Below are 25,942 nucleotides of genomic sequence, written 5' to 3'. Positions count from 1 at the left end.
CGAGTTTCCCCCACTCATAGCGAGACTACTAGCAGCGCGGCTGCCCAGACAAGCAGTATCGCACCGGCCAGCCGGGTTGGAAGCCTGCCCGCGGCTTGTTTTTCGATCAGGGTGAACAGGCCGATCAGCGCCATCCAGAAGACGTTCATCACGCCCACGGCGAACATCACCAGCATCAGTGCCCAGCAACAGCCAAGGCACCAGATGCCTTGCGCGACGCCGAGCCGGAAAATGGCTGCAGGCCGCGCGCTCCAGTTGGCAAACAGGATCGCGAAGGGGTTCCTGCATTTCTTCAGGCAGCCCTCCTTCAGGCCACTAAACTGGTAGAGGCCGGCGACCAGCAAGGCGACAGCGCCGGCAATGCCCAGAACCGGATCGAACATCTGGCCTGACGAGGCGAACGCATCGATGGCGAGCGTCAGCGCCGCAAACCCAGCCGACGCGGCCAGCCATGTCGAGAGATAGCCGGCGACCAGCACCAGCGGATGGACGACCGGCTCATGCCTGATCCTGGCCGTATCGGCGATCTCGCAATAGGTTCGGATCATCGGCGCCGCCGAGGGCAGCATCGTCGCGGTCGCCATCAGGAACCACATTGCCGTCAGCGCACCGGCGCGCGGGCCGATATCTCCGTCCAGGGGCGCGGCCGAGAGGCAGAGGGCGAAGAACCGGGCCACGGAATCGGGCAACGGCAGCTGCGGCAGGGTTTTCAACAAGGCGTCGCCGGGCGCGCCGATACCCGCGGCGCGTCCCTCCGCGGCGCGGACCGCCATTGCGGCCAGGGACAGCCAGGCAAGCAGGATGCCGGCGCCGACAACGAGGTTCACCGTCAAACGCGGGTTGCGTGCGATATCGGCCGTCGCACGGCCTGCGCTGTCGAGATGGCTGAAGTCGTCCTGGCGGCCGGTCATGACCTTCGAATGGGCCGAATCGCCCCGTTGATCAAGCCGTATGACCTGACCTATATGCTCATCGAGTGGCGGGGCGCGTGCGCTGCCCCGCATCGCAAGCCGGAAGCCGATCTTGGAGCATCAGAAAACAACACGGATACTCATCGCCGGCACGGGGCCGGCAGGGCTGATCGCCGCGCTCGGTTTCGCCGATGCCGGCTTTCCGGTGACGCTCGTCGGGCCGGAGGCATCCGCTCCCGATGGCCGCACGACGGCACTGATGAACCCTGCCTTGAAGGTGCTTGAGCGGCTGGGCGTCCTCGCCGACATCAAGCCGCAGGCCGCGCCCCTCAAGGTGATGCGCATCGTCGACGCGACCAACCGATTGATCCGCAGTCCGGTCGTCACCTTCCGCGCCAGCGAGATCGACGAGGATCAGTTCGGGCTCAACCTGCCCAATAGCGTCCTCATTCCCGCGCTCGCCGGCAGGGTTGCCGCGCATTCCGGGATCGCGTGGCTGACATCCATGGTCGATGCCTGGCATCTCGGCGCCGATAAGGCTCGCGCGGCCCTTGCCGACGGCAGCGTGATCGAAGCATCCCTGGCGGTTGCCGCCGACGGACGCCTGTCGCCGGCGCGCCAGGCGGCGGGAATCTCGACCGCCGCGCGGACTTATCCTCAGGCAGCGCTGGTGCTCAACTTCTCCCACAGCCGCGATCATGCCTTCACCTCGACCGAGTTCCATACCGAAACCGGTCCGTTCACGCAGGTTCCGCTGCCCGGCAACCGCTCGAGCCTGGTCTGGGTGGTCAAGCCGGAAACCGCCACGGAACTCGCCGCGCTGGATGATGCGACGTTGTCGCTGCGGGTCGAGCAGCGGATGCAGTCCATGCTGGGCCGGGTGATGGTCGAGCCAGGCCGGCAGGTCTACCCACTCGCAACGGCGACGCCGCTGCGTTTTGCGCGCGACCGGGTGGCACTTGTCGGCGAAGCCGCCCATGTGTTTCCGCCGATTGGCGCGCAAGGGCTCAACCTTGGCATCAGGGATATCGACGATCTTATTGGAATCGCGAAAGAAAATTATGAGGACCCAGGGGCCGCGAAAGCCCTCGCCATCTATGACTTCAAGCGCCGGCCCGATATTCTGGCGCGCAGCAGCGCGGTCAATCTACTGAACATGTCGCTGCTTTCCGACCTGCTGCCGGCGCAGATGGCGCGCGGTGCCGGGCTCGGCGTGCTTGGTGGTTTTGCACCGCTTCGCGCTTTCTTCATGCGCGAAGGGCTCCGTCCCGGCAGCGGGTTTGCGGCGCTTGGCGGTGGCTTGGGAAAGCAAGCGCGCCAGCAGTGAGCTTGCGAACACATTTGCTGCCGGCAGGCATCGATGGCCGGCAACTCGCCCACAATCTTTGCTACGTATCACACGCAGCTTGAGGACGCTCAAAGCTTCGGGATTGAATTGATTCGGAGTCTGCGCCAAATAAAGCCAAGGAATTCAGTGGTGAGTACGATGAGAACAGCCAAATTCGCGATCGGACAGGTGGTTCGCCATCGGCTGTTTCCGTTCCGGGGCATTATTTTCGATGTCGATCCGCAATTCGCCAATACGGAGGAATGGTACGAGGCGATCCCCGTCGACGTGCGCCCGCGCAAGGACCAGCCGTTCTACCATCTGCTCGCCGAGAATTCGGAAACCGAGTACATCGCCTATGTGTCCGAGCAGAATCTGCTCGAGGACCAATCGGGAGAACCGGTCCGCCACCCGCAGATCAAGGAAATGTTCGACAAAAAGCCGGACGGACGCTACGAACCGAAACGGCAGTCCAGGCATTGATCACCTCAGGCACTGATCAGTGAGTCAGGTGCAGAAGCAAAAAAGCGGGGCATGACCCCGCTTTTTTGTGGCTTTGAGAATGCCCGAACCGATCAGTTCGCGGTCTTCGCCTTGTCCTGCTCTTCCTTGAGCTTCTTGGCGAAGTCCTGGTTGTTCTTGGCGACGAAATCCTGGAGCTTCTTCTGCCGGTCCTCGATGTCCGACTGCTGCAGCGGCGGGCCGTCATAGGCGCCGCTGAAGCCCTGCAGCGCGACCTTGATCGGATTGGGCTGGTTCTGGAAATTGATCGAGGTCAAGGTGAGCGCCTGGCCCTTCTTGAAGGAGGCGACGAGCTGGTCGGTCAGCGGCACTTCCGCCACGCAGCGGTCGGGGAAGCAGACCACATATTCAAGCTTCTGCGTTTTGCCGGTATCGATCTGGAGGCCAATGCCGGCACCAACCAGACGACCGGTCGGAACCGTCACCTGGAAGACCTTGCGGTTCACCTTGCCTTTCAGCTCGATCAGGCTCACGCCGGTGACCAACTGGCCGTTGCCGGCGGTGGTGATGTTCTGCACGTTGCAGATGTCGACGTCTTCCTGCTTTGTGCAAGCCTTGAACCAGCCCTGCGGGATCTGTTGTTGCTGCTGTGCGGAAGCAACGGGAATTGCCGCGCCCAGAAAGCCGATCACACCAGCGGCCATGACCGACAGGCGGTACGCATTGCTGTTCAGGCTCGTCATGTCGTGCACTTCCTCTCAAATGATCCCGGGGACCCGCTTCTTCGCGCCGTGTGGTCCAGCTACCTGTTGCCGAAATGAGGCAACAGAATGACTTCGGACGGCGTGTTACACTGCAAGCGGTGCCGAATCCAGCCCGCAATCTGCGATTCTTGGCAACGAACATTGGCGGTGCCCCATGCTAGTGTGCGCACCGAATCATCAAGCCGACCCGGTAAGGAGACGGTCATGGGCCGCGTTCTCGTTTGGCTGATCACCGCGACATCATTTTTCGCCCTTTCGCCCCTGCCGGCGGCGTCGGAACCCAGATATGCAATTGCCATGCAGGGTGAGCCGGCCCTGCCGCCCGACTATGCGCATTTCGACTACGTCAATCCCGACGCGCCGAAGGGCGGCAGCATTACCTATTGCGTCGTCGGCAGTTTCGACAATCTCAACCCCTTCATCCTGAAGAGCCTGCGCACCACGGCGCGCGGCATGATGGACACGATCTTCGGCAATCTGGTCTTCGAGCCGCTGATGCAGCGCAATGCCGACGAGGCCTTCACGCTCTATGGCTTGCTTGCCGAGTCGGCCGACATGGATTCCGAGCGCAAGAGCATCGAATTCCATCTCAACCCGAATGCCAAATGGTCGGACGGCCAGCCGGTGACGCCGGAGGACGTGCTGTTCACCTACGATGCCTATACGCAGAAAGGCCGTCCGCCCTACAGCGACCGCATGGCCAGGATTGCCAAGCTTGAGAAGACCGGCGACCACAGCGTGCGGTTCACCTTCAACGACAAGGCCGATCGCGAATTTCCGCTGATCATCGCGCTGACGCCGATCATCCCCAAGCACGCCTTCGACATCGAGACTTTCGACAGGACGACGCTGAAGCCGTTGATCGGCAGCGGCCCCTACAGGATCGCACAGGTGACGCCCGGCCAGCGCATCGTTTTCAAGCGCAACCCGGACTATTGGGGCAGGGATATTCCGGCCAAGCGCGGCTTCGACAATTACGACCAGATCACCATCGAATATTTCCTCAACGCCAATGCCAAGCTCGAGGCGTTCAAGAAAGGCCTTTGCGCCATCGACGACGACAGCGATCCGGTGAAGCGCGAACGCGATCTGGATTTTCCCGCTTTCCATAGGGGAGAGGTGGTTGCCGAAACTTTCGACACCGGTATTCCACCCGTCGTGACCGGTTTCCTGTTCAACACGAGGCTGCCGAAATTCTCGAACCCCGTGGTGCGTCAGGCGCTCGGCATGCTCTACGACTTCGAATGGGCCAACAAGAACCTGTTTGGCGGCAAATACGCGCGAACGATGAGCTACTGGCAGAATTCCGAGCTTTCGGCGCTCGGCCATCCGGCCGACGACAGGGAAAAAGCGTTGCTGGCGCCCTACCCCGGCCGCGTGCCGGCCGACGTCATGGACGGAACCTGGCGGCCGCCGGTGACCGATGGCTCGGGCCAGGACCGAAAGGTGCTGAAAGCGGCTTTCGATCTCCTGAAAAGCATCGGCTACCACCTGCAGGGCGGCACGATGCTCGACCCCGAGGGCAAGCCCTTCGGCTTCGAGATCCTGACCGCCTCGCAGGACGAGGAGCGTCTCGCCGGCATCTACCAGCGCACGCTGGAAAAGATCGGCATCGATGTCTCCATCCGCAGCCTCGACGGCGACCAGATACAGTCGCGCAAGCAGCGTTTCGATTTCGAGGTGCTGATCGGCTCGAGCGGCTTCAACAATTCGCTCTCGCCCGGCATCGAGCAGATCGGGCGTTGGTCATCCTTCGCCGCCAAGGCTGAAGGTTCGTTCAACCTCGCCGGCGTCGCCGATCCCGCGGTGGACGCTGCGATCGAGGCCATGTTGCGCGCCCGCACCAAGGAGGATTACGTCGCCGCCGTGCGCGTTCTCGACCGGTTGCTGATCTCCGGCAACTACATGGTGCCGATGCAGCACAACACGCAGCAATGGATCGCTTACTGGAATTATCTGGACCATCCGCAAAAGACGCCCATATTCGGTTACCAGTTGCCGACCTGGTGGCGAAAGCCGAACTGAGCATAGGCCCAGGAGTGGAAGCCCGGTAAGTGCACGGCGCCCGAACGTTCAGGAGATCGAGATGAGCCAAGCGAATACGATCACCATAGACGTGGTGTCCGACGTCGTGTGCCCATGGTGCTTCATCGGCCAGAAGCGGCTGGATAAGGCGGTCGCCGCCGCCGGCGAGGTGGATGTGCATATACGCTGGCGGCCGTTCCAGCTCGATCCGACCATTCCGCCGGAAGGCAAGGATCGCCGCGAGTACATGCTGGCCAAATTCGGCAGCGACGAACACATTCGCCAGATCCACGCCCGTATCGAGCCGCTCGGTGAAGCTGAAGGCATTTCCTTCGCTTTCGGCGCCATCAAGGTCGCGCCCAACACGCTTGATGCCCATCGCGTCATTCGCTGGGCCGGTGCGGCCGGCGAAGACGTGCAGAACCGGCTGGTGCGCCGCCTGTTCCAGCTGAACTTCGAAGAAGGCGCCAACATCGGCGATCACGCCGTGCTGGTCGAGGCGGCGCGCGAGACCGGAATGGACGCATCCGTTGTCGAGACGCTCTTGCCGACCGATGCCGATGTCGAGGCGGTTCGCACCGAGATCGCCACCGCGTCGCGCATGGGCATATCAGGCGTGCCATGCTTCCTGCTGGAGGGCAAATATGCGGTGATGGGCGCGCAGGACGTCGACACGCTCGCCGACGCCATCCGCCAGGTAGCCGCCGCCAAGGCGCGTGGCGAACTGGAAAAAGTCGACTGAACCCGATCTTCAACGCAGGATTTTCAAGCAGCCCTCCCCGGGCGTGAGGCAACGCCTGGCCCCGGTGGGTTCCGCGATCATTGGCTTTGCCGGCGTCGCGGCCTGCCTTGATGCCGCCGGTCCGGTCGATCGCTGGCTTGCCCAGCGTCTCAGGTCATTTCCGGACTTCCGGCGGGGACATGCCGGCGAGGAATCAGGCGTCCAGGGCGACGTGTTTTCCGGAATTTTGATTAGCCTGCAATGAAAAGCCGGCTTGCCGGGCAGCCCAAGCGGGTCACAAATTCGTGCGAACGCCTTCCCTAGGGGAAGGTAGAAACGTCGCGCTCTGATGCCGCGTAATTACCTGACATCACTAGCTTAAACCGGCTTTTCGTCGGCTTTGGCGCGACGCTCGGGAAGCCGAACCTGTTGCCCTGCAGCCACGGCATCCACCTCAATCCCGCTGCCCCCCTATAAAAATTAATGGAAAATGATCAATTGGTGTTACCATCCGTAACAATACAAAAAAGGTTTGGGCGGGATTGTGATTCGGGTCGACAGACCACCGCAACTGTCAGGAACAGATGGACTACACAGCGATGCCGCAAGGCGGTCGCTTCTGACCCCGGTTTCCTCGATGCGCAGCTTCTGGGGCCTGATGCGGGCCTACTGGGTCTCGGACCGGTGGAAGGAGGCCTGGACGCTGACGCTGGTGATCGCGCTGCTCACCGCTCTGTCCAGCAAGGCCGGCGTCTGGTTCGCAGAAGCATCCGGAGAACTGGTCAACTCGATCGCCTTCTTCCACGACGCCGCCAACACCACCCCTCTCCAGACGCTTTTGGCCAATGCCGCTATTTTGGTGCTGCTGGTCGTGCTCAAGGACGCCGGCTTCACGGGCATCCGCAATCTTGTCTCGGCAACCTTGCACCGCAAATGGCGCGGTTGGCTCGACAGCCGTTTCAACGAGGCGCTGCTGGACGGCAACCACACCCATTTCCACGCCCAGCATGCCTCGACCGGCAATGGCGCGCCGGCCCCCGACAACATCGATCAGCGCGTCCAGGAATCGATCAAGGACATGACCGGCGGCGCCATCGGCCTAGCCATGGGCGTGCTGGGTGTCGCCACCTCGCTCTATTTCGTCGGCCAGAAGCTGCTCGAGACCTCCGTCGAGGTAAAGGGGCTCGAATTCCTCGGCAGCTATGGCAGCGCCATCCTCGCCCTCCTTGCCGTCGCCATCTATGTGCCGCTCAACACTTGGATCGCGGTAAAGCTCGGTGGCATGCTCGAGCGTCTCAATGTCAGGATGCAGCAGGCCGAAGGCAGTTACCGTGGCGAGCTGACGACATTCCTGCGCCGCAGCTTCCATGTCGCGGCCTCGCGGGGCGAAAGCGTTCAGAGGACCATGCATGGCCGCCTCTATGGCGATATTGACGGCACATGGACGCGGCTCAACATCGTCAACACCGTCTACATGTCGTTCGAGCTGATCTACAATTTCATCGGCGCCCGCATTGTCGCCTATGGACCGGGCCTTGTGCCGTTCATCCACAACGGCTTCGACCTGAAGGGCTACATAACCGGCTCCGAACTGGTCAATTCGCTGATCGGCCAATGTTCGTGGTTCATCCATGTCATGCCCGCCATCGCCACCCTGCGCGCCAACAGCCAGCGTGTCACCGAGTTGGCCAATGCGATCGAGAACGTTCAGCATCCCCAGGAATTCTACAGCCAGAGCGGCCGTTCCGACTTCCGCTACGCCAGCCAGAACCCGGTTTTTGGCTTGACCATCCAGAAGCTTGAACTGGCGCATCAGGGTGAGGACGCAACGCCTTTCCTCGTTGCGGCGAACCTGCGCTTCCGGCGCGGCGAATGGACCTTCCTGAAAGGCGAATCTGGCTGCGGCAAGACCTCGCTGATCAAGGCCATCAACGGCCTGTGGCCCTACGGCCGCGGCACCATCGTCTTCCCCGAAGGGGTAAAGAGTTTCTATGCAGCCCAGGAGGTCAAGCTGCAGCAGGTGACCCTGAAGCAGCTGGTCTGCCTGCCGGGCTCCGAGCACGACCATGGCGACGCGCAGGTCGCGTCCGCGCTGCACAAGGCGGGTCTGGGCGACTTCATCGAGAATATGGGCGACGAAAGCCGCGAAGGCAAAAGCTGGGATCAGGTCCTGTCCGGCGGTCAGAAACAGAAGCTGGTGGTGGCCCGCATCGTGCTCCATCAACCCGGGCTACTATTCCTGGACGAGGCGACCGGCGCACTCGATCCGGAGGGCAAGGTTGCCTTCCACCAGGCGATCAAGGACAACTGCCCGGATGTAACGGTGATCAGCGTCATGCATGAAGCGGTGGCGCCGCGATCGGTCACCGGCGCCGAGTTCTACCACTCGATCGTCGCGATCGCGGACGGCGTCGCCACCAAGAAGCCGCTGGTGCCGAGCCTGCCTCCCGAGCTCACCACCATTCTCGCACAGCCAGGGCCGGTGCCAAGGCCGGTCGACGACAAATGGCTGCGTTTTCCGCGCCGGCTGAAGCAGAAGTAGCCGGACTCGCCGCGGCATAGGCCGTCCAGCCATTTTACCGTTTCGGCGCGATACGCTTCAGCGATCACAGTCTTGCGACTGGGGCATGTTGCCCGCATTTTCCTCGATCACTTCGATTGACAGGGCAAGGCGAGCTCCTATGTTGCGCCCGCTCGCAGACATCAAACTCGAACCCGCGAGCGGAAAGGTCACCGCGCCATGCCTGGCGACAGTCACAGTCGAACGCAACCGCCGTCCGCCCTGACGTGACCTCGACGGTTCACGTCTTGCCGGACGGCAAGGAGTGAACCATGAACGATTTTTCCCCCGTAGCGGACGACGAGGCCGTCGCCATCGCCCGCATCCTTGCAAACGACCATGTCGCAGACGTGGTCGAAGCGCTCAACCGCGAGTCGCGCGAAACGGCGACCGAGCTGCTTTGCGAAGTGCCGTTCGAACGGCTGGTCGATATCTTCGACCAGCCGGAGCTCGAGGGCGCGCCAGAGCTGGCGGAGGCCTTGCCTCGCGCCAAGGCGGGCAAGCTGCTTACCGCCATGTCGGTCGATCGCGCTGCCGACATCCTGCGCGATCTTGACGAACCCGCCCGTTCCGAGCTGCTCGGCGTGCTGGCGCCCCCGCTGCGCGCAACCCTGCTCTCGATTCTCGGTTACCCCGAAGGCAGTGCCGCTTCGATCATGACGACGGAGTTCGTCAGCGTGCCCTCGGACTGGACCGTCGGCCGCACGCTCGACTACATCCGAAAGGTCGAGCGGACGCGCGAAACCGTCTACGCCATCTACATCGTCGATCCCGAGACGTATCTGCTCATGCGCTCGACCGGCCTGCGCCGGCTTATCACCGGCGAGCCTGACGATTCGATCCTGTCGGTGGCGCCGGACCGCGTGCCGGTGACCGTCACGCCTTTGACCGATCGCGAAACCCTGGCGCAGACGATTTCCAAATACGATCTGCTCGCCGTTCCCGTCGTCGATCACGGCAAGATCCTCGGCATCGTCACCATCGACGATATCATCGACACGATGATCGAGGAGACGACGGAGGACGTGCATCGCTTCGGCGGCATGGAGGCTCTCGACGAGCCCTACATGAAGATGAGCTTCCTCGCCATGATCCAGAAGCGTGCCGGCTGGCTGTGCGCGCTGTTCATCAGCGAGATGCTGACGGCCAACGCGATGCAAAGCTACGAGAGCGAGCTGGAAAAAGCGATCGTGCTGACGCTCTTCATTCCGCTGATCATGAGTTCCGGCGGCAATTCCGGCTCGCAGGCGACCTCGCTGGTCATACGCGCGCTGGCATTGCGCGAGATCGGCCTGCGCGACTGGTGGCGGGTGGCGTTGCGCGAATTGCCCACCGGCCTCCTGCTCGGGGCGATACTCGGCGTCGTCGGCATCTGCCGCATCGCGCTCTGGCAGTATTTCGACTTCTACGACTACGGCCCGCACTGGCCGTTGATCGCCGCGACGGTCGGAGCGGCATTGGTCGGCATCGTCACCTTCGGCTCGCTGTCGGGTTCGATGTTGCCGTTCGCCTTGAAACGCGTCGGCTTCGACCCGGCCAGCGCGTCGGCGCCGTTTGTCGCCACGCTGGTCGATGTCACCGGGCTTGTCATCTATTTCTCGGTGGCGCAGGTGATCCTGCGCGGCACGTTGCTGTAGCAGCTCTCCTAGCTGCGTCGCGGCAAGTACCTTGCCGCGGCGCGTTTGTCCGTCAGTCTACGCGCTCGCCATCCTTCACTCGGTAAGTCGGCTTGTACATGGTCACAAGCTCTTCCGCGGCCGTCGGATGCACGGCCATGGTGCGGTCGAAATCATCCTTGACCAGCCCGGCCTTCAGCGGAATGGCGAGAAGCTGCGCCATCTCGCCGGCATCCGGCCCCAATATGTGCGCGCCGAGTACCTTCTTAGACGCGCCATCGACCACCAGCTTCATCAGCATCTTTTCGTCGCGGCCGGACAAGGTGTGCCGCATCGGACGGAATGCCGCGCGATAGATCTCGATGTCGGGGAAGCGCTTGACCGCCTCGTCTTCCGACAGGCCGACCGTGCCGATCTCCGGCTGCGAGAACACGGCGGTGGCGATCGTGTCGTGGTCGGGCGCGGTCGGGTTGCCCTTGAAGGCGGTCTCGACGAAGCACATCGCCTCGTGGATCGCCACCGGCGTCAGTTGCACGCGATTGGTGACGTCGCCGATCGCCCAGATGTTTTCGACGTTGGTGCGGGAGTACGCGTCGACCTGGATCGCGCCGGTCGCGGTCATCTCGATGCCGATGCCTTCCAGTCCCATATTCTCGGTGTTGGGGATGCGGCCGATGGCGAGCATCACCTGGTCGACCGTCAGCGTCTGGCCGCCGGTGAGCAACGCGTCGAGCCGGCCGTCCGGCCGTTTGCGGATCCATTCCGAGACGGCATGGCAAAGGATCTTGATCCCCTTCTTCTCCATCGTTTCGTGCAGCATGCGCCGCAGGTCCATATCGAAGCGGCTGAGGATCTCCTTGCCGCGATAGACCAGCGTGGTGTCGACGCCCAGGCCATGGAAGATGTTGGCGAATTCGACCGCGATATAGCCGCCGCCTTCGATCATGATCGACTTGGGCAACTGCTTGAGGTCGAAGGCCTCGTTGGAGAAGATGCAGTGTTCGTGGCCGGGCAATGCCGGGTGCGGCGCCGGACGGCCGCCGGTGGCGATCAGGATCTGGTCGGCGGTGACGGTACGGTCCTCGTCCAGAAGACGTACCACATGCGGGTCGACGATCATGGCGCGCGTGTGAAAGGCCTCGCCGCCGGCGCCCTCGACGTTCCTCTTGTAGATCGCCTCCAGCCGGCTGATCTCGCGGTCCTTGTTGGCGACCAGTGTGGGCCAGTCGAAACTGGCTTCCGGCACCGTCCAGCCATAGCCGGCGGCATCGGCGAAATGCTCAGGAAATTGCGAAGCATAGACATAGAGCTTCTTCGGTACGCAGCCTCTGATGACGCAGGTGCCGCCGAAGCGGTATTCCTCGGCGATGCCCACGCGCTTGCCGAGCGCTGCGGCGACGCGCGCCGCCCTCACCCCGCCCGAACCGCCGCCGATGACGAAAAGATCGTAGTCGTAAGCGGCCATTGCGCGGCTCCTTGAGCTTCGGAAAATGTGAGTGACAGGTAGGCCGCAAAGCATAAAAAGAAAAGCCCGGACAAGCCGGGCTTCACAGATGGCCGCAGGGCCGTTTGAAATGGCAGGATCAGTTCTGCGTGTCGTCGGCAGGGGCCGACCCGTCGGCGGGGGCGGCGCCATTCGCAGGCGCAGCCGCATCGGCAGGCGCTGCCGGCGCTTTCGCCTTGGCCGCCGCGGCCAACGTTTCGCCGACCTGCTGGGCGAGGTCACGAGCAAGCCCGTTCTGCCAGATATCGGCCGCTTTCACCAGGTCGCGCGTCACGGCCGGGCCGCTCTCGAGGAGCTTCTTGCCGGAGTCCGAATTGTAGAAGGTCGCGATGTCGTTGAGTTCCTGTTCGGAAAACACCTTCGCATAGGCAAGGGCTGCTTCCTTCTCCAGGTCGGCCCGGCGCGAGGCCAGCGCCAGGGCCTTCTCGCTGATCGTCTTGGCGATCAGCTCCTGCATGTCGGGGTTCTTCTGGATGAGCTGCGATTCGAGGGCGGCGGCGGCTTGCGGCAGGATGTTGTCGAACGGGTCGGTCGCATGGATTGCGGTGACCGCGGCACGCGCCGCCTTCAGGTGCGCTTCCGTGACGTCCTGCGAGAACGCCGGCGAAGAGAAGGCCAAAACGGCCGATGCCGCCAGAAGGACGGAAAAGCGGCGAACCCGGTTATGCAACATCATGGTCGATAGAACTCCCTGTTTTCAGGCGGCATGGACGGTTTGGATGCCATCGCCCCCGGCGATGATGGCCGCTGACGCCAGCCCGATGAAAAGACCGTGCTCGACCACGCCAGGAATGGCGTGGAGAGCATTCGATAGCGCTCTTGTATCCGGAATGCGGCCAAAAGATGCATCGAGGATAAAGTGGCCGCCGTCTGTAACAAAAGCCTGGCCGCCCGTCATCCTCAATGTAACCGGACCGGAAAGGCCGAGCCTTGCAGCCGCCTTGCCGATCGCGATTTCGGTTGCGCGCAGACCGAATGGGTTGACCTCGATGGGCAATGGGAAACGGCCGAGCGTCTCGACCATCTTGGACCGGTCGGCGATGACGATCATGCGAGCGGAAGCCGCCGCGACGATCTTCTCGCGCAGCAATGCGCCGCCGCCGCCCTTGATCAGCGTCAGCGCGGGGTCGACTTCGTCGGCGCCGTCCACGGTGAGATCGAGTTCCGGCGTCTCTTCCAGCGTCGACAGCGGCACGCCAAGTTCGCGGCACAGCGAGGCGGTGCGCTCGGACGTTGGCACGCCGATGATGGTCAGGCCCGTGGCCACCTTGTCGGCAAGCAGCCGCACGAACTCGTCGGCGGTGGTGCCGGTGCCGATGCCGAGCCGCATGCCGTCGGTGACATGGGCAAGGGCCGCCCGCGCGGCTTCGACCTTCAACTGTCTTGCATCCATGCCGCTTTTACCGCCCCGGAACCTGGTGTTTGCGGCTCCTACCATTTTTGCCGGTCCGGTCAAAGCCCTTGCAGCGGCGTAGGTTGATGACGTTCGGCCTCCCGTCAATGGTGTGCCCGCGCGGCCAGCGAGCGATGCGCGAGTAACGTTCATAGGAATTTTTTCTTATATGCCATTGACTGGGTGAAGGCAGTTATGCTACATATTTGCCTATGGTGCAGATTTGCGCCGGGACCCGCCGCACTGGCGGGTTTTTTCATGGCTGGCGGTTCGTCGCGAATGCCCGGTCCGGGGAGCTTGCTTGCCTGAACGAGCCTGCCCGGCGCTTGCCTTGACGCGCCGCAGCCTTTATCGCCTGCCCATTGCATAAACTGCCCAGGATGGATCATGACCCGCCCGATCATCGTGTTTGACCTCGACGGTACGCTGATCGACACAGCACCGGATTTGCTCGACAGCCTGAACCACAGCCTTGCCGCCAGCGCGCTCGCGGCCGTCGACGAAGCCGGCTTCAGGCGCTTCGTCGGCCATGGCGGCCGCGTGATGATCGAACGGGCGCACGCCGCGCAGCAACGGTCGCTCGATGTCGCCGAACATGACCGGCTGCTGAAACTGTTCCTCGACCACTACACCCTCAACATTCCCGGCAAGTCCCGCCCCTACCCCGGCGTCCTCGAGGCGATCGCCCGCTTCGAGAAGGCCGGCTACCTCCTGGCCGTCTGCACCAACAAATACGAGGCCAACTCGCTGGCGCTGATCGAGGCGCTCGGCCTGACCAAACACTTCGCGGCGATTGCCGGACAGGATACCTTCGCCTTCCGCAAACCCGATCCGCGCCACCTCACCGAAACCATCAAGCGCGCCGGCGGCGACCCGCACCGCGCTTTGATGGTCGGCGATTCGCAGACCGACATCGACACCGCGAAAGCCGCCGGCATCCCAGTGGTGGCCGTCGACTTCGGCTACACCGACCGCCACGTGCGCGAGTTCGAGCCCTCGGCGGTGATCTCGCATTTCGACGCGCTGACGCTGGATTTGGTCGAACGGCTGATCGCCGCGGCGCAACATTGAGCGGCCGCAAGGCGGGATAGAGGCGAAAGGGCAAAAACCGATCCTTCTGAGAACGTCGCAAGGCAATCGCCCGACGAAATGACGATTTCCGATTTGCGGCGGATGCCTCCAACATCGAAGATGGCGCCGGCGCTTGAAAGAGGGTGACGAAACCGGAAGCACCTGCCCTCTGTGAGAACGCCGGACACCGCCTTGACTTCCCGCACCGGCCTCCCTTATATCGCGGCTCGCTTGGCCTTCGGGCAACGAGCGGGCGATTAGCTCAGCGGGAGAGCACACCCTTCACACGGGTGGGGTCGCAGGTTCAATCCCTGCATCGCCCACCATCTCCTTTCTCGGCAATACCTCCATCCTCCGGTTCTGATGACGACAGCACGGCGCCTCGCAACGCGCCAGGCAGGAACGGTACGGCATTGCGCGGTCGCGGAACAAACCTGCACACAAGTGAGTTTCTGTGCGTGGAAACTTGAGGGAAAACCATGTCCAGACTTCTTCTGGCGACCAGCGTCGCCATTCTCCTCGGCGCCGGGCCGGCCTTCGCCGTGGACGACAAGCCTTTGCCGCCGCCCAATGCCAAGAAATTGTCTGACATCATCGCCAAGGTCGAGCAGCGCGATGGCTTCCGCTATGTCAAGGAGGTCGACTGGGATGATGGCGCCTATACCGTCACCTACTACACCGCCGACAAGGCGAAGGTCGAAATCACCTATGATCCGGTGACAGCCGAACCCAGATAGCTTCGTCAGGGGAAACCTGCGGGACGGGCAACCCGTTCTACGATCCCTCCCGGCAATGATCACCGGTCCCATCTGAAAATGCCGAGCCTGCGGCGTGAGATGTGCCCGCCCTTGCGCCAATGCACCTTTGATGGCTGATTACAGCGGAGCTTCACGGGGGGTATGCATGGCGACGGCCAGGCATGTGTTGAAACGTATCTTGATGGTGCTTGCCGGCTATCTCGTCGCCGTGCTGGTCGGCCTGATCGCCGTTGTCGCGATCTATGCCGTGCTGAGCTCCCTACCCAATGCGCCCCGGTATTTCGACCTCATGGGCGTCTCGCCGATCGCGGCGCTGGTGGTGCCGCCGCTCGGCATGTTCATCTATTTCCTGACGATCGTGCTGACCGGGGTGCAGACATTGGTGTTCGCATTGATCGCCGAATGCTTCTCGTTGCGCGGCTTCTGGCTACACATGCTCTTCGGCGGTGCGGCGGCGGTCGGCGGCTTTGCCCTGATCTGGCCGAGCGCGCTCGAGGACATGGCGTCGGAGCGCTGGGCCGATATAGGCATCATCGCCGCTGCCGGCCTGGTCGCCGGGCTTGTCTACTGGCTGATCGCAGGGCGCGACGCCGGTTTCCGGCGACCGCTCTCGGCCCGCTGAATTCTCAGCTCGACGGCGAGCGTGCCGCTTCGGTGGCGTCCAGGGCCTGCTTCAACCGCGTGTCCCGGCCGTAGACGTCGTTGAAGTATTCGACCTTGCCGGACATGTCGGGCCATGCAGTGAAATAGGCGACGTAGACCGGGATTGTGCGCGTCACGCTCTCGGTCGAATGGCCGTGCTTCAGCTTCTCGGCGATATCGTCGACCGAGGTGCCCAGCACCGCAGCCGCCATGCCCCGCGGATCCTGCAGCCGCACGCAACCATGGCTGAGCGCGCGCATATCGCGCTGGAAGAACGACTTCTGCGGTGTGTCGTGCATGTAGATGGCGTGCTTGTTGGGGAACAGGATCTTCAATTCGCCCAGCGCATTGGCCTCGCTCGGGAGTTGGCGCACGCTGTAGGGGATGTTCGCGCCATAGCCGCCCCAGTTGACCGCCGAGGACGGAATGCGCTTGCCGCGCGAATCGGTCACCTCATAGCCGGCCCGGTCGAGATAACCCGGATCGCTTCGCAATCTCGGCAGCATTTCGTTGACGATGATCGACTGCGGCACCCCCCAATAGGGATGGAAGTCGACCTGCTTGATCTGGTCGTAGAAGAAGGCGGTCTGGTTGGTGGTCCTGCCGATGACCGCACGGGTTTTCAGCTTTTCCTCGCCATTGTCGATGTAGCTCGCCGTGAAGGCTGGCTGGTTGATGAACACACGCGGGCTGCCGAGGTCGGATGGCAGCCAGCGCAGTTCTTCCAGCGCCACCTGTACCTTGAGCAACCGGTCGGCCTTGGACGTTCCGGCCAGCGACGCGACGGTGCGCGGTCCGATGACGCCGTCGCCCTTCATGCCTGCTTTTTGCTGCACCGCCTTGATGACCGGAACCAGCTCAGGGAGGTAGACGTCGCTGGTGGCGAGCCGCGACAGCACTTCGCCGTAGGCGCCGCCCATCTCGTCGTCGAGATCGCGCGCGATCAGGCTCAGCAGCTTGGGAAGCTCGGGACTGGTTTCGCCCGGCTTCAGCAACAGCTTGGGATCGACGACGATCTCGTTTTCGGCGCTCGCTTGCAGCGACTCCAGCTCGACGCGCAGCGCCTGGTACTCCGGGTTCTGCGGATGCCGCGATTCGAGATAGGTGCGCACTTCCTGGGTATGCGCCAGCGTCTTCAAAACGCCTTCCATGTCGAGCGGCTTGGCGGGGAAATCATAGTAGCCGGTCATGCGGTTGGGTTCGACGCGGCCGCTTTGGGCATCATGGACATAGCGAAGCACGCGGGCCGACAGCGCCATTTCGAAGCGCACGAACTCCTTCAAACGTGCAGCGGCGTCACCAGTCGACGCAGCGGCGGTCGGCACGTCGACCGTGTAGTCGGACGGTGCCAGGCCGTAGCTCGCCGCCTCGCCAAGCACCCGCACCGCGTCCTGCGCGCGGCTGTTGGCGTTGGCTCCGGTCACCCAGATGAAATCCGGATTGGCCAAATAATAGGCGATCAGCGCCTTGGCGATATCCGGCTCCGCATAGAGCTCGTAGTCGCTCAGTCCGGCGATTGCCTCGCGAAAGGCGTTGCCGGTGGCTGAGGGCACGAAGGCGGCGTCCTGCGGCGTCGCCGGCTGCGGCGCTGCCGTAAGCGCCGAGAAGTCGACGCGCACGAGCTTGTCGGCTTTGTAGGTGTAGTAGGAAGGGCTGCTGATCTTCACGCTGCCGCCGCCACCACCGCCGGCGGATACGTTGGGGTTCGGCTTGCGCCTTGGTGGCGGAGGAGGAAACTCACCTCGCGGCTCGTGCCTTACGCCGCCGCCGAAAAGCATGTCGAAAAGCCCCTGCGCGCCTGCTTGCGGCGTTCCCAGGGCCAGCGTCGCCACGAGCGCTGCAAGCGGCAACGCGGTAGCTTTGTTTCCCGGCAATTTCATGGTCACCCGCTCCAGCCGCAACCGGCTCCGTTCCGCACGCTCGTGCGTCTTGCCCACCGCATGGCGGATGTAAGACGCGACTATACCGATTCATACCGATTTCGTTAAGCTTTCATAAATTTTGGGGCGGCTGTGGCAGAACGGTTTCACAACATCGTGACGGCCGGAGCGGACACAATCCGCTCCGGCCGTCGAAGCCCAGGGGCGTCGTCAGACCTCGGCGCATGGCCGTGGGCGAATTGCCGAGGAGTTTCGACTGCGAAGCCGCTGCGACCTTTTTCGCGACGGCTCAACACGGCATGTCGATCCAGGCGCGCGACGGTGCTTCGCATGCGGCCCTGCTGGCGACCGCGGAGGGGGCATTGGCGGCCTGGAAGACGATAGCCGGTCCCGACGCGGGATGACAAACGCCGGGCGTTGTGCTCGAAATCCGAACGGACGGAGCGCCAGTCTAAACGGGCCGGGAGGATCGAACGGTGAAAAAGGGTTATCGCGAACTTCTGGACGAGGCGAATGCCGAGATCGAAGTGCTTTCGCCCGAGGAAGCGGCAGCCCTGATCGAGGACGAAGGCACCATCTTTGTTGACCTGCGAGATCCTCGCGAGATTGAACGCGACGGCAGGATTCCCGGCGCCAAACATGTCACCCGTGGCATGCTGGAATTCTGGATCGATCCCGAGAGCCCTTATCACAAGCCGTTCTTCGCTTCGGGAAAGAGCTTCGTGTTCTTCTGCGCCGGCGGCTGGCGTTCGGCGCTCGCCACCAAGACCGCGCAGGACATGGGGCTGTCGCGGGTCAAGCATATCCTTGGCGGCTACACCGCCTGGAAGGCGGCCGGACTGCCGGTGGAACCCGGCGAGAAGAAGAAACAGCCCTGATTGCGGTTCAATGGAGCAGCGACGGCTCCCGTTGCGCGGCCACGAAGCTGACGGCGCGTTCCACCACGCCCTTGTCCGCCAGGATGCGGCGATGGCCGAGCCCTTCGGCCCAGTGGAGCAACACATGGTCACCGGCGCCGGCATAACGCCAGGCATGATCGGCCGAGACTTCGCGATCGTCGGGTGCGTGGATGACCAGCGTCGGCACCGGCGCCTGGGCAAGCTGGCGATCGCCGGTGAATTCGTGCAGCGGCCGGCCGGAAAGATGTTCGACACGGTCCGCCATGGCGGCCTGCGAGCGCGGACCGACATTGAGCATGCGACTGAAGTCGGCGAAGATGGCCGGCAATGAACTGGGCGCGGCGATCAGCACCAGGCGCCCGGCCGCCAGCGGCGCAATGTTCCTGATCGATCCGGCGATTGCATTGGCGGCGACGGCGCCGCCGAAGGAATGACCGACCACCGCCGCGAACGGGCCGAACCATTCGCCCGCGATTCGCACCGCATCCACGGCATTGACCATGTTCAATCGCCGGCCATGCGATTGGCCGTGGCCGGGAAGGTCGAGCGAGACGACCCTGTAGCCGGCGGCGCGGTAGCCCTCGATCAGCATGCGCATATATTCGGTGCGCGAGCGCCAGCCATGGACGACGAGAACCGTTCCGGCGGACGCCCTGCCCGGCTCCGGACGGAATTCATGCGCCATGATGCAGCCGGATCCGGCCTTCAGCCGGTGATGCCGCGCTTCGGCCATGAAATCGGCCGCGCGGTCGACGGCGCGACGTTCGCCCTCGCTCAGCACCCTGGCGTTCGGCGTACGGCAGAACAGCTCGAATGCGGCGCGCCCCGTAAGGCGCGGGGCGACGTGTTCGGCGGCCCCGAATACACCCCGGATGACCTTCAGTCCGAATGATGCCATAGTGGGACTCCATCCATACGTTCAAGCATGAACATAATAGTTCAAAGATGAACAATAAACAAGAGCTGCCCTGGGACAACCCGCGGTTTCGCAACTGGGTCGCGGTTGCGCGCGCCTGCCATGTGCTGGAGCGCACGCTTGCCGTGAAGCTCGCGCCGCTCGATCTGAAGCCCGCGCAGCTCGATGTTTTGATGAATCTCTATCGCCATCCCGGCATGTCGCAGCACGATCTCGCCCGCAAGCTGCTCGTCGGCCGCTCCAACATCACCATGCTGTTGCCGCAGCTCGAGGCACGCGGCCTGCTGCGCCGCGAAGGCGACGAGAAGGACAAGCGCATCCTGCGGCTGGCCCTCACCGAAGCTGGCGAGGCGCTGCTGATGCAGGCGCTGAAGGTGCACATGGCGCTGATCGAGAAAGCGATGAGCCAGTCGACGCCGGAGCAGTGCGACATGATCGGCGAGCAGATGCGCAAGATCTACGAGGTGTTGAAGGACGCCTGACCGCCATTGCGGTCCAGCGGATCACCACATCGTCTTTTTTGCCCGCTCCGGCCATTCCTTGTCATAGGTTTCGCCGTCGATGTTCCTGCGGCTGGTGATCTCCAGGATCTTTCCTGGCGTCGGCAGGGACTTCGGATCGACATGCCTTTCCGGGTTCCACAGTTCCGACCGCACGATGGCGCGGGCGCATTGGAAATAGACCGTATCGACATCGATGACGCTCACCGAGCGTGCCGGCCTGCTGTCGACCGTGAACGACGCGCAAAGCGCGGCATCCGTGGTGATGCGCGCGCGGCCGTTGATGCGCAGCGTCGTTCCGGAGCCCGGCACCAGGAACAGCAGCCCGACGCGGGGATCGCGAATGATGTTTTTCAGCGAATCGGCGCGGTTGTTGCCGCGCCGGTCCGGCATCATCAGGGTTTTCGGATCGACGATGCGCACGAAGCCGGCGAGATCGCCGCGCGGCGAGCAATCCAGCCCTTCCGGCCCGCTGGTCGCCAGCGCGACGAAGGGCGAGGCCTCGATGAAGGCGGCGTATTCGGGAATGACGTGGTCGAGTTCCTTGACCACCGAGGCTTCGCCGGGCAGGCCATAGAACGCTTCAAGCTGTTCGACGGTGGTTATGATGGACATTGTCTTGTCTCCCGATCCGCCGCCCCTACTCCCGCTCCATGACATCTTGACGACGCCCGCCGGCTAACGGTCGCGGCTGAGACCCTTTTGTGCCAGCTCGGCAAGATAGGCATTCCAGCGCGCATCCTTCTCGTGGCCCAGCGTGTGCAGGTAATTCCAGGTGAAGATACCGGTGTTATGGAAATCATCGAAGGTGATGCGCACCGCGTAGTTGCCGACCGGTTCAATTTTGAGGATGGCGACATCGCGCTTGCCCGGAACGGTCACCCGCTGGTCCGGCGAATGGCCCTGCACCTCGGCCGACGGCGAGGCGACGCGCAGCAGCTCGGCCGGCAGCTCGAATGGCTGGTGGCCGGGAAAGGTCACGGAGAGCAGTTTGCGGTCTTTGGAGACCCGCAGTTCCTTCGGCGCCGTCATGGTGTTTTTCCGTTTCGAACCGCCCTTCCCTACGCCGCTTCGCCGGATTGGAAAAGCCCGTACCAGGCAGCCGACATCCGGTGTCGGTCGGGGAATGTTACCAAAGATCGAGAGCGGCTATCTTGAACGACAGGCCGGATCGTATCACATAGCGATATATAACGCCGTCGTTCACAGCCACGGGAAACGCTTCACGCATGGACATGATCGATCCTTTCGGCCGCACGATCAGCTACCTGCGCGTGTCGGTCACCGACCGCTGCGATTTCCGCTGCACCTATTGCATGGCCGAGGACATGGCTTTCCTGCCCAAGAAGGACCTGCTGTCGCTCGAGGAACTCGACCGGCTGTGCAGCGTCTTCATCGCAAAGGGCGTGCGCAAATTGCGTCTCACCGGCGGCGAGCCGCTGGTGCGCAAGAACATCATGCACCTGGTCCGTCAGCTGTCGCGTCATCTCGAAAGCGGCGCGCTGGAAGAACTGACGCTGACCACCAACGGCTCGCAGCTTTCGCGTTTTGCTGCCGAGCTCGCCGATTGCGGCGTCAAGCGCATCAATGTTTCGCTCGACACGCTTGATGCCGACAAGTTCCACGCAATCACCCGCTGGGGCCATCTCGGCAAGGTCATGGCCGGCATCGATGCGGCGCAGGCGGCGGGGCTGAAGCTAAAGCTCAACGCCGTGGCGCTGAAGGATTTCAACGACGCCGAATTGCCTGAGATGATGCGCTGGGCGCATGGCCGCGGCATGGACCTGACCGTCATCGAAACCATGCCGATGGGCGAGATCGACGCCGACCGCACCGACCAGTACCTGCCGCTGTCGCTGCTGCGCGCCTCGCTGGAGCGCCAGTTCACGCTGACAGACGTCCCGTTCAAGACCGGCGGTCCGGCCCGCTATGTCCATGTCGCGGAAACCGGTGGCCGGCTCGGCTTCATCACGCCGATGACCCATAATTTTTGCGAGAGCTGCAACCGCGTCCGGCTGACCTGCACCGGCACGCTCTATATGTGCCTGGGCCAGGAGGATGCCGCCGATCTCAGGGAGCCGTTGCGTGCGTCCGAAGGCAACGATCTGGTCGGCGCGGCGATCGACGAGGCGATCGGGCGCAAGCCGAAAGGGCATGATTTCATCATCGACCGCCGCACCAGCCGCCCCTCCGTGTCGCGGCATATGAGCGTCACCGGCGGCTGATTTTCCCACGGATCTGGTGCAGGATCGCTTCCGGCTGACTGCTGGAGGAATGGAATGAAGTGCGCGCGCTCGGTATTGGCATTCGTTGCGGCGATCGCGGCAATCCCCTCGGCCGCCGCTCCTTTCACCTACACCAACGAGCGATTCGGCACGGTCTGCACCTTTCCCGATGATGTTTTCACCGACCGCCAGCCCGAACCGGACAACGGTGACGGCCAGCAATGGCTCGCGCCCGACGGCGCCAGCCTGATCTGTTCCGGCATCCTGAATATCGACAACGACACGCCGAGACACTTCGTCGCGACCGAGAAAGCCAGCACGGAGGCGGGTTACAAGGTCACCTACAGCAGGACGGGAAAGAACTGGGCCGTGCTTTCGGGGCTGAAGGCCGGGAACATCTTTTATGAGCGCCGCCTGTTCGGCAAGGACGGCGTCATCCGCACCGTCTGGATCGAATATCCGCCGGCCGTGAAGTCGAAATACGACCCGCTGGTCAGCGCCATCGCCGCCAGCCTCGAGGGACCGTGACTATTGCGGCCATGCCGCAATAAATCTCCGCCGGCGGATGCCCGCCTGATTTACCCCAGCCGTTTTCGCGCCTAGCCTTCCATCCGGTAGCGGCTTTCGCTCCGTGGGGAAAACATTATGCGCAAATTCATCTTTTCTGTTGCCTTGCTCGGCCTCGCCGCCATGCCGGCGGCGGCGCAATCCATCGGCGGCACTTACGATGTCGCCGGCACCAATTTCGATGGTTCGGCCTATGGCGGCGAAGCAACCATCACGCTGACAAGCGGCACGACCTGCACGATCCATTGGGAAACCGGCGGCTCGTCCTCGGACGGCATCTGCATGCGCAACGACAACGCCTTCTCGGCCGGCTATGTCCTGGGCAAGGAGATCGGCCTTGTCGTCTACAAGATGGATGACGACGGCTCGCTGCACGGCCTGTGGACGATCGCCGGCAAAGACGGCAGCGGCACCGAGGTGCTAACGCCGAAGAAGTAAGGCCGGTCATCCGCGGTTGAAATTCTGGGCCGCGATCAAGGCCGTGGCCCAGCCCTTTGTCGTTGCTGTTTCGGTCCCGGCTGCTACAGGCTTTTTTCAAAGCAGAACCGGTAGAGATCTTGCCCCTTTCTCCCAATCTTCGCGGTGCGTTGTTCATGGTGGTGGCGATGGCCGGCTTCACCCTCAATGACGCGATCACCAAATATTCGTCGCAGTCGATGAACATGGCGCAGGTCATGCTGATCAGAGGCGCATTTGCCTCGCTCTTCGTCGGCCTGCTTGCCTGGCAGCGCGGCGCGCTGGTCCGGCCGCGCTCGATGCTGCAGCCACTGGTGGCGCTGCGCGTCCTTGCCGAGGCCGGCGCGACGGTGACCTTCCTAGTCGCGCTTGCCCATTTGCCGATCGCCAGCGTCTCGGCCGTCCTGCAGGCACTGCCGCTGGCCGTGACAATGGGCGCGGCCCTTGTCTTCGGCGAGGCGGTCGGCTGGCGCCGCTGGCTGGCGATCGCCGTTGGATTTGCCGGCGTGCTGGTCGTGGTGCGCCCGGGCTTCGAGGGGTTCAGCATGTTTTCGCTCGTGGCGCTGGCCAGCGTCGCCTGCTGCGCAGTGCGCGACCTCGCCACCAAGCGGATTCCGCAGGCTATCCCCACGCTGCTGGTCTCCACCGCAACGGCATTGGCCATGACGGTGGTCGGCGCGCTGCTGCTGTCGCCGATGGGCGGCTGGACACCGATGACGGGAAAAGCCACTGCGCTGCTGGCGCTCGCAGCAGTGCTGGTGCTCATCGGCTACCAATTCATCATCATGGCGATGCGCTCGGGCGAGATTTCCTTCATAGCACCGTTCCGCTATACGGCGCTGCTCTGGTCCATTGTGCTCGGCCTGCTGGTCTTCGGCGATGTCCCCGACATGACAATGATCATCGGCGCCAGCACAATCGTCGGCTCCGGCCTTTACGCGCTTTATCGTGAGCGCGTCGTCGGCCGGCGCAGGATCGTCGCGGAAAGCACTGGTCCTGCCATGGCCCCGGACGGCATATAAGAGGCTCGCGGGGAATTTTCGCGAAGGCGCACGGGCTCGATGATGGTGAGAGATATTGCGGGATTGATGCTGGCCGGCGTTCAATCCAGATGCAGGGGCGGCGGCGACAAGACCTTGCTGCGGCTCGAAAGCGGCTGGCCACGGCGGCCGATCAACATCAACATGCCCGACGATCTTGCCAAGGCGGCGCGGTTGCTGCAGAGCATCTGAGATGAACAAGCGCCTCTTCGGCATCACCGGCTGGAAGAACTCCGGCAAGACGACCCTGACTGAGAAACTGGTCGCGGAACTCGTTGGGCGCGGCTGGAGGGTTTCGACCGTAAAGCACGCCCATCATGATTTCGACATCGACAAGCCGGGCGCGGACAGCTTTCGCCACCGGCAGGCAGGAGCCATGGAAGTCGCCATCGTCTCCGCCAATCGCTGGGCGCTGATGCACGAATTGCGCGGCGAGGATGAGCCGGCGCTGGAAGCCATCCTGTCGCGGCTTGCGCCGTCCGACATCGTGCTGGTCGAAGGCTACAAGCGCGAAGCCCACCGCAAGATCGAAACCCGGCGCCTGGAGGCGAAGGACCGGACGCCGCTTTCGGCGGGTGACCCCGGGATCGTTGCCATTGCGGCCGACTTCGTCATCGAGGACAAAAGCCTGCCGGTGTTCGATCTCGACGACGTGAAATCGATAGCCGACTTCGTCGAGCGCGCGACCGGCCTCGTTGCTTGAGAAGTAACGTAACGGCAGAAGGACATTGCCGATTTTCGTGGTTTTGCAGTTGCTTTTTTCTTGGAAAGAGTGGGAGTATCGGGCCAGCGGGCGGTCAAAAGCACCGCCCCCACAGAGCCGTTTCGGAACGACGGCCGGGACCATAAAGAGAGGATCATTATGCGTATTGCACTGCGTATCGCGCTCGCCGCTTCGGCCGCGCTGCTGACGCTCGGCGTAGCCCAGGCCCAGGAAAAGACCCTGAGGATCGGCACCGAGGGCGCCTACCCGCCCTTCAACAACCTGACTTCCGATGGCAAGCTCGTCGGTTTCGACATCGACATCGCCCAGGCGCTCTGCGACGAGATGAAGGTCAAATGCACCTTTGTCGCCCAGGATTGGGACGGCATCATCCCGGCGCTGCAGGCGGGCAAGTTCGACGCCATCGTGGCCTCGATGTCGATCACACCGGAGCGTGCCGAGAAGGTCGACTTCACTCACAAATACTACAACACGCCCTCGGCGCTCGCCGTCCCGAAGGATTCGACGCTGAAGGGCGTGACCAAGGAGGACCTCGCCGGCAAGAGTATCGGCGTGGCCACCACGACGACGCATTTCAACTATGCCTCGAAGACCTACACCGACAGCACGATCAAGGGTTATCCGAGCAGCCCCGAGGAACAGGCGGATCTGGCCAACGGCCGCCTCGACGCCATCGAGGATGATATCGTGGTGCTGCAGCAGTGGCTGGATTCGCCTGACGGTGCCTGCTGCAAGATCCTCGGCCAGCCCTCGCCGCAGCCGGTCGAGATTTTCGGACCTGGCGCCGGCATTGCCGTGCGCAAGGGCGAGACCGATCTGGTCAACAAGCTGAATTCCGCCATCGACGCCATCAGGGCCAACGGAAAATACAAGGAAATCAACGACAAGTACTTCAAGTTCGACGTCTACGGCGCCGAGTCCTGATAATCACCTCCAAGGGCGGCAGGGTCTCCCTGCCGCCTTACCCGATCTGGGAGCTCT

General features: G+C 63.0%; 27 protein-coding genes, 1 tRNA gene and 2 pseudogenes. 21 read left to right on the top strand and 9 right to left on the bottom strand.

What is annotated here, in order from left to right:
- Positions 1-14 precede the first annotated feature (14 nt).
- The gene (locus FJ973_RS19135) at positions 15-911 is read right to left on the bottom strand and encodes a DUF2182 domain-containing protein (protein ID WP_181165344.1); all 897 of its coding nucleotides are present in this window, start codon (positions 909-911) and stop codon (positions 15-17) included.
- Positions 912-1,023: 112 nt separating this feature from the next.
- On the opposite strand from FJ973_RS19135, the gene FJ973_RS19130 reads away from it, so the two are divergent.
- Positions 1,024-2,238: a UbiH/UbiF family hydroxylase gene (locus FJ973_RS19130; protein WP_140557209.1), complete on the top strand. Its 1,215-nt coding sequence runs from the start codon at positions 1,024-1,026 to the stop codon at positions 2,236-2,238.
- Between the two features lie 159 nt (positions 2,239-2,397).
- On the top strand, positions 2,398-2,721 hold the full coding sequence (gene hspQ, locus FJ973_RS19125) for a heat shock protein HspQ (RefSeq protein ID WP_181165343.1): 324 nt from the start codon (positions 2,398-2,400) through the stop codon (positions 2,719-2,721).
- A 92-nt stretch (positions 2,722-2,813) separates the two neighbouring features.
- Here hspQ and FJ973_RS19120 read toward each other — a convergent pair whose 3' ends face one another.
- On the bottom strand, positions 2,814-3,443 hold the full coding sequence (locus FJ973_RS19120; RefSeq protein WP_140498608.1) for an invasion associated locus B family protein: 630 nt from the start codon (positions 3,441-3,443) through the stop codon (positions 2,814-2,816).
- Positions 3,444-3,668: 225 nt separating this feature from the next.
- On the opposite strand from FJ973_RS19120, the gene FJ973_RS19115 reads away from it, so the two are divergent.
- The 5 genes from FJ973_RS19115 (at position 3,669) to mgtE (ending at position 10,407) form a co-directional block, all read left to right on the top strand.
- Complete coding sequence (locus tag FJ973_RS19115) at positions 3,669-5,489, top strand: extracellular solute-binding protein (protein ID WP_140557207.1); 1,821 nt, start codon at positions 3,669-3,671, stop codon at positions 5,487-5,489.
- 61 nt (positions 5,490-5,550) lie between these two features.
- Positions 5,551-6,231 carry a DsbA family protein gene (locus FJ973_RS19110; protein ID WP_140498610.1) on the top strand — a complete coding sequence of 227 codons (681 nt, stop codon included), beginning with the start codon at positions 5,551-5,553 and terminating at the stop codon, positions 6,229-6,231.
- The gene (locus FJ973_RS19105) at positions 6,206-6,475 is read left to right on the top strand and encodes a hypothetical protein (protein ID WP_140498611.1); all 270 of its coding nucleotides are present in this window, start codon (positions 6,206-6,208) and stop codon (positions 6,473-6,475) included. The genes FJ973_RS19110 and FJ973_RS19105 overlap by 26 nt, the downstream gene beginning before the upstream one ends.
- Before the next feature lie 372 nt (positions 6,476-6,847).
- Positions 6,848-8,752, top strand: coding sequence for an ABC transporter ATP-binding protein/permease (locus FJ973_RS19100; protein ID WP_181170926.1), 1,905 nt, complete (start codon positions 6,848-6,850; stop codon positions 8,750-8,752).
- Between the two features lie 290 nt (positions 8,753-9,042).
- Positions 9,043-10,407 (top strand): magnesium transporter, encoded by a 1,365-nt coding sequence (mgtE, locus tag FJ973_RS19095; RefSeq protein WP_140557203.1) that lies wholly within the window; start codon positions 9,043-9,045, stop codon positions 10,405-10,407.
- A gap of 52 nt (positions 10,408-10,459) precedes the next feature.
- Here mgtE and gor read toward each other — a convergent pair whose 3' ends face one another.
- The 3 genes from gor to rpiA all read right to left on the bottom strand — a co-directional run bounded on the left by gor (position 10,460) and on the right by rpiA (position 13,283).
- Positions 10,460-11,851: a glutathione-disulfide reductase gene (gene gor / locus FJ973_RS19090; RefSeq protein ID WP_140557202.1), complete on the bottom strand. Its 1,392-nt coding sequence runs from the start codon at positions 11,849-11,851 to the stop codon at positions 10,460-10,462.
- 118 nt (positions 11,852-11,969) lie between these two features.
- Positions 11,970-12,566: a DUF2059 domain-containing protein gene (locus tag FJ973_RS19085; RefSeq protein ID WP_140525199.1), complete on the bottom strand. Its 597-nt coding sequence runs from the start codon at positions 12,564-12,566 to the stop codon at positions 11,970-11,972.
- 21 nt (positions 12,567-12,587) lie between these two features.
- Positions 12,588-13,283, bottom strand: a complete 696-nt coding sequence (rpiA, locus tag FJ973_RS19080) for a ribose-5-phosphate isomerase RpiA (RefSeq protein WP_140498616.1) — start codon at positions 13,281-13,283, stop codon at positions 12,588-12,590.
- A gap of 387 nt (positions 13,284-13,670) precedes the next feature.
- Here rpiA and FJ973_RS19075 point away from each other — a divergent pair, with 387 nt between their 5' ends.
- From FJ973_RS19075 to FJ973_RS19060, 4 genes are all read left to right on the top strand, one after another.
- Positions 13,671-14,354: a phosphoglycolate phosphatase gene (locus tag FJ973_RS19075; protein ID WP_140557200.1), complete on the top strand. Its 684-nt coding sequence runs from the start codon at positions 13,671-13,673 to the stop codon at positions 14,352-14,354.
- Positions 14,355-14,605: 251 nt separating this feature from the next.
- A tRNA-Val gene (locus FJ973_RS19070) sits at positions 14,606-14,680 on the top strand.
- Positions 14,681-14,833: 153 nt separating this feature from the next.
- Positions 14,834-15,091 carry a PepSY domain-containing protein gene (locus FJ973_RS19065; RefSeq protein ID WP_140557198.1) on the top strand — a complete coding sequence of 86 codons (258 nt, stop codon included), beginning with the start codon at positions 14,834-14,836 and terminating at the stop codon, positions 15,089-15,091.
- Positions 15,092-15,257: 166 nt separating this feature from the next.
- Positions 15,258-15,734, top strand: a complete 477-nt coding sequence (locus FJ973_RS19060) for a hypothetical protein (RefSeq protein WP_140557197.1) — start codon at positions 15,258-15,260, stop codon at positions 15,732-15,734.
- 4 nt (positions 15,735-15,738) lie between these two features.
- Here the strand turns inward: FJ973_RS19060 and FJ973_RS19055 are convergent, their stop codons facing one another.
- A complete protein-coding gene (locus tag FJ973_RS19055; RefSeq protein ID WP_140557195.1) occupies positions 15,739-17,634 on the bottom strand; it encodes a murein L,D-transpeptidase in 1,896 nt (631 codons plus the stop codon).
- 224 nt (positions 17,635-17,858) lie between these two features.
- Between FJ973_RS19055 and FJ973_RS19050 the strand changes: the two are divergent.
- Positions 17,859-18,038: pseudogene (locus FJ973_RS19050) on the top strand (TetR/AcrR family transcriptional regulator); the annotation flags it as partial.
- 72 nt (positions 18,039-18,110) lie between these two features.
- Complete coding sequence (locus tag FJ973_RS19045) at positions 18,111-18,512, top strand: rhodanese-like domain-containing protein (protein ID WP_140498621.1); 402 nt, start codon at positions 18,111-18,113, stop codon at positions 18,510-18,512.
- Between the two features lie 7 nt (positions 18,513-18,519).
- Here FJ973_RS19045 and FJ973_RS19040 read toward each other — a convergent pair whose 3' ends face one another.
- Entirely contained in the window at positions 18,520-19,431 is a 912-nt protein-coding gene (locus tag FJ973_RS19040) for an alpha/beta fold hydrolase (RefSeq protein WP_140557193.1), read from the bottom strand.
- A 47-nt stretch (positions 19,432-19,478) separates the two neighbouring features.
- Here FJ973_RS19040 and FJ973_RS19035 point away from each other — a divergent pair, with 47 nt between their 5' ends.
- The gene (locus tag FJ973_RS19035; RefSeq protein ID WP_140548466.1) at positions 19,479-19,931 is read left to right on the top strand and encodes a MarR family transcriptional regulator; all 453 of its coding nucleotides are present in this window, start codon (positions 19,479-19,481) and stop codon (positions 19,929-19,931) included.
- 21 nt (positions 19,932-19,952) lie between these two features.
- Here the strand turns inward: FJ973_RS19035 and FJ973_RS19030 are convergent, their stop codons facing one another.
- Positions 19,953-20,564: a pyridoxamine 5'-phosphate oxidase family protein gene (locus FJ973_RS19030; RefSeq protein ID WP_140498624.1), complete on the bottom strand. Its 612-nt coding sequence runs from the start codon at positions 20,562-20,564 to the stop codon at positions 19,953-19,955.
- Between the two features lie 63 nt (positions 20,565-20,627).
- A complete protein-coding gene (locus tag FJ973_RS19025; RefSeq protein WP_140557192.1) occupies positions 20,628-20,981 on the bottom strand; it encodes a DUF971 domain-containing protein in 354 nt (117 codons plus the stop codon).
- Between the two features lie 197 nt (positions 20,982-21,178).
- Between FJ973_RS19025 and moaA the strand changes: the two genes are divergently transcribed.
- The 7 genes and pseudogenes from moaA to FJ973_RS18990 all read left to right on the top strand — a co-directional run bounded on the left by moaA (position 21,179) and on the right by FJ973_RS18990 (position 25,885).
- The gene (moaA, locus tag FJ973_RS19020; protein ID WP_140557190.1) at positions 21,179-22,174 is read left to right on the top strand and encodes a GTP 3',8-cyclase MoaA; all 996 of its coding nucleotides are present in this window, start codon (positions 21,179-21,181) and stop codon (positions 22,172-22,174) included.
- A 54-nt stretch (positions 22,175-22,228) separates the two neighbouring features.
- Positions 22,229-22,702, top strand: coding sequence for a hypothetical protein (locus FJ973_RS19015; RefSeq protein WP_140557188.1), 474 nt, complete (start codon positions 22,229-22,231; stop codon positions 22,700-22,702).
- Positions 22,703-22,819: 117 nt separating this feature from the next.
- Positions 22,820-23,179, top strand: coding sequence for a hypothetical protein (locus FJ973_RS19010; protein ID WP_140498628.1), 360 nt, complete (start codon positions 22,820-22,822; stop codon positions 23,177-23,179).
- Between the two features lie 119 nt (positions 23,180-23,298).
- Positions 23,299-24,219 (top strand): DMT family transporter, encoded by a 921-nt coding sequence (locus FJ973_RS19005; protein ID WP_140557186.1) that lies wholly within the window; start codon positions 23,299-23,301, stop codon positions 24,217-24,219.
- A gap of 42 nt (positions 24,220-24,261) precedes the next feature.
- Positions 24,262-24,354: pseudogene (locus tag FJ973_RS31770) on the top strand (molybdenum cofactor guanylyltransferase MobA); the annotation flags it as partial.
- 76 nt (positions 24,355-24,430) lie between these two features.
- Positions 24,431-24,940, top strand: coding sequence for a molybdopterin-guanine dinucleotide biosynthesis protein B (mobB, locus tag FJ973_RS18995; RefSeq protein WP_140557185.1), 510 nt, complete (start codon positions 24,431-24,433; stop codon positions 24,938-24,940).
- 159 nt (positions 24,941-25,099) lie between these two features.
- Positions 25,100-25,885 (top strand): ABC transporter substrate-binding protein, encoded by a 786-nt coding sequence (locus FJ973_RS18990; protein WP_140498631.1) that lies wholly within the window; start codon positions 25,100-25,102, stop codon positions 25,883-25,885.
- Positions 25,886-25,942: the final 57 nt, after the last annotated feature.

The sequence above is a fragment of the Mesorhizobium sp. B2-1-3 genome, from assembly GCF_006442495.1.
Classification (GTDB): Bacteria; Pseudomonadota; Alphaproteobacteria; order Rhizobiales; family Rhizobiaceae; genus Mesorhizobium.
This window is presented reverse-complemented; position numbering and strand designations above follow the sequence as displayed.

Bases quoted from the DNA above. Each gene is read 5' to 3' on its own strand.
- FJ973_RS19030 (WP_140498624.1), bottom strand. From the start codon at position 20,564: ATGTCCATCATAACCACCGTCGAACAGCTTGAAGCGTTCTATGGCCTG.
- FJ973_RS19115 (WP_140557207.1), top strand. From the start codon at position 3,669: ATGGGCCGCGTTCTCGTTTGGCTGATCACCGCGACATCATTTTTCGCC.
- FJ973_RS19110 (WP_140498610.1), top strand. From the start codon at position 5,551: ATGAGCCAAGCGAATACGATCACCATAGACGTGGTGTCCGACGTCGTG.
- FJ973_RS19135 (WP_181165344.1), bottom strand. From the start codon at position 911: ATGACCGGCCGCCAGGACGACTTCAGCCATCTCGACAGCGCAGGCCGT.
- gor (WP_140557202.1), bottom strand. From the start codon at position 11,851: ATGGCCGCTTACGACTACGATCTTTTCGTCATCGGCGGCGGTTCGGGC.
- FJ973_RS19040 (WP_140557193.1), bottom strand. From the start codon at position 19,431: ATGGCATCATTCGGACTGAAGGTCATCCGGGGTGTATTCGGGGCCGCC.
- mobB (WP_140557185.1), top strand. From the start codon at position 24,431: ATGAACAAGCGCCTCTTCGGCATCACCGGCTGGAAGAACTCCGGCAAG.
- FJ973_RS19065 (WP_140557198.1), top strand. From the start codon at position 14,834: ATGTCCAGACTTCTTCTGGCGACCAGCGTCGCCATTCTCCTCGGCGCC.
- FJ973_RS19025 (WP_140557192.1), bottom strand. From the start codon at position 20,981: ATGACGGCGCCGAAGGAACTGCGGGTCTCCAAAGACCGCAAACTGCTC.
- mgtE (WP_140557203.1), top strand. From the start codon at position 9,043: ATGAACGATTTTTCCCCCGTAGCGGACGACGAGGCCGTCGCCATCGCC.
- FJ973_RS19085 (WP_140525199.1), bottom strand. From the start codon at position 12,566: ATGATGTTGCATAACCGGGTTCGCCGCTTTTCCGTCCTTCTGGCGGCA.
- hspQ (WP_181165343.1), top strand. From the start codon at position 2,398: ATGAGAACAGCCAAATTCGCGATCGGACAGGTGGTTCGCCATCGGCTG.
- FJ973_RS19060 (WP_140557197.1), top strand. From the start codon at position 15,258: ATGGCGACGGCCAGGCATGTGTTGAAACGTATCTTGATGGTGCTTGCC.
- FJ973_RS19100 (WP_181170926.1), top strand. From the start codon at position 6,848: ATGCGCAGCTTCTGGGGCCTGATGCGGGCCTACTGGGTCTCGGACCGG.
- FJ973_RS19035 (WP_140548466.1), top strand. From the start codon at position 19,479: ATGAACAATAAACAAGAGCTGCCCTGGGACAACCCGCGGTTTCGCAAC.
- rpiA (WP_140498616.1), bottom strand. From the start codon at position 13,283: ATGGATGCAAGACAGTTGAAGGTCGAAGCCGCGCGGGCGGCCCTTGCC.
- moaA (WP_140557190.1), top strand. From the start codon at position 21,179: ATGGACATGATCGATCCTTTCGGCCGCACGATCAGCTACCTGCGCGTG.
- FJ973_RS19055 (WP_140557195.1), bottom strand. From the start codon at position 17,634: ATGAAATTGCCGGGAAACAAAGCTACCGCGTTGCCGCTTGCAGCGCTC.
- FJ973_RS19015 (WP_140557188.1), top strand. From the start codon at position 22,229: ATGAAGTGCGCGCGCTCGGTATTGGCATTCGTTGCGGCGATCGCGGCA.
- FJ973_RS18990 (WP_140498631.1), top strand. From the start codon at position 25,100: ATGCGTATTGCACTGCGTATCGCGCTCGCCGCTTCGGCCGCGCTGCTG.
- FJ973_RS19010 (WP_140498628.1), top strand. From the start codon at position 22,820: ATGCGCAAATTCATCTTTTCTGTTGCCTTGCTCGGCCTCGCCGCCATG.
- FJ973_RS19075 (WP_140557200.1), top strand. From the start codon at position 13,671: ATGACCCGCCCGATCATCGTGTTTGACCTCGACGGTACGCTGATCGAC.
- FJ973_RS19120 (WP_140498608.1), bottom strand. From the start codon at position 3,443: ATGACGAGCCTGAACAGCAATGCGTACCGCCTGTCGGTCATGGCCGCT.